The sequence below is a fragment of the Haladaptatus ordinarius genome (assembly GCF_054177595.1).
In genome coordinates, this window is the sequence record NZ_JBPEHH010000258.1 from 1 (window position 1) to 1,385 (window position 1,385).

Below are 1,385 nucleotides of genomic sequence, written 5' to 3' on the forward strand. Positions count from 1 at the left end.
CGGTTTCGTGAGAGATCGACTCGAAGTCGATCTCGTCGAGGGTGACGAGTTCGTCGGCCAGCAGATGGAGTGTCCAGCGGGAGTGTCCTTCTGGGGGTTCGCTGCAAGCAAGTCTGATGCCCTAACCGCAGTCACACCGCTTGATTCTCTCAACGGGAGATCAGATTTGATTCGCAGTGGTACCAACCTGAGTAGTGAACTAGCAAAACTATTTAGGCTTGTGGACTAATATAGTTATTAGTACGATGAGTGACTCTCCGCGAGACTTAGCATCGGAGTGGGAAACCGAACTCGAGAGTCGAACGACTGTCGAGAAGGTCTATGATGTGATTCTCCAGTTGAACGATCCACTTCGGGTCTCCGAGATCGCAGACCGGGCAGGAGTTGCGCCAGATACCGCACGGAAATATCTGGAGTTCCTTGGAGAGATGGGCGTCGCGAAGAAGATCGGCGACGATCCAGTGACGTATGGCCGGAACGACTCGTATCTCGAATGGCGGAATATCGATCGTCTTCAACGAGAGTACACCATCGAGGAGCTAAACGATCGACTATCGGAACTCAGTGACACGATCTCGTCGTTCCAAGAGACCTATGAGGTTGAAACGCCTGGTGAAGTCGTCCCGCAGGAGCACGGCTACGAGAAACTCGATGAGACGATGGATGATCTTCGACAGTGGAACGCAGCGTGTGAAGAAGTCGATAGGCTCGTCGAGGCACTCGGACACGGTACACCAAACGCACAAACGGGAACGGTGAAGGTTGCGGATATGGTTCGGTTCTTCCAGCGACTGCAGTCCAGCCAACCAAATTCTAGCACAGACGCATTCTCAGAAAACCACTCCTAATCAGATGGACGGGAAGTCACCGAACAAGGAGGTTCTGCGGAGAGTTGCACGAAAGCTCGGAGAGATCAGTCTCGTTTCGCAGGTCAACCCGTTTCCATCGAACAAACCAGCGACCGTCGAGGTCGTCTTTGATGCAACAGCGTATCCGGAGCAGATTTCGCGTGCGTATGTCGATATCGAGCTACAGCTCAATGGTAATTTCTACATCCACTATGTAGAAGAGTGGGAAGATAACCGGAAAGAGTGTCGATGGGATCGACACGAAAATCCACATAACGCTCGCGACCACTACCATCCGTTTCCAGCAGCAGCCACTGATGATGTAGAAGACCGGCAGTATCCTGATGACTTCTTCGACGTACTTGGTGAGGTCATCACGGATATTCAGGCACGGTGGGGAGAAACGTTCGAGATAGCAGACTAGTGCATTGTCAACTATCAATTGTAGGATAAAGTCGGCGTAGTTTGATTCGTGCATCTTCGGATGTGAATCGCCAGTCAATGTCTGTTTCTTGGGCGTTCAGTGAATTTGTCCAC

At 51.6% G+C, this 1,385-nt stretch carries 2 protein-coding genes and 1 pseudogene; 2 read left to right on the forward strand and 1 reads right to left on the reverse strand.

Translation table 11 applies throughout. The features are described from left to right. Positions 1 to 118, reverse strand: a pseudogene (locus tag ACR3FF_RS27020) (IS630 family transposase); the annotation flags it as partial. A 127-nt stretch (positions 119 to 245) separates the two neighbouring features. Between ACR3FF_RS27020 and ACR3FF_RS27025 the strand changes: the two are divergent. Together ACR3FF_RS27025 and ACR3FF_RS27030 are read left to right on the forward strand one after the other, a co-directional pair. Continuing rightward, the gene (locus ACR3FF_RS27025; protein WP_458191173.1) at positions 246 to 848 is read left to right on the forward strand and encodes a DUF7342 family protein; all 603 of its coding nucleotides are present in this window, start codon (positions 246 to 248) and stop codon (positions 846 to 848) included. Positions 849 to 852: 4 nt separating this feature from the next. Continuing rightward, on the forward strand, positions 853 to 1,272 hold the full coding sequence (locus ACR3FF_RS27030; RefSeq protein ID WP_458191175.1) for a toxin-antitoxin system TumE family protein: 420 nt from the start codon (positions 853 to 855) through the stop codon (positions 1,270 to 1,272). Positions 1,273 to 1,385 lie beyond the last annotated feature (113 nt).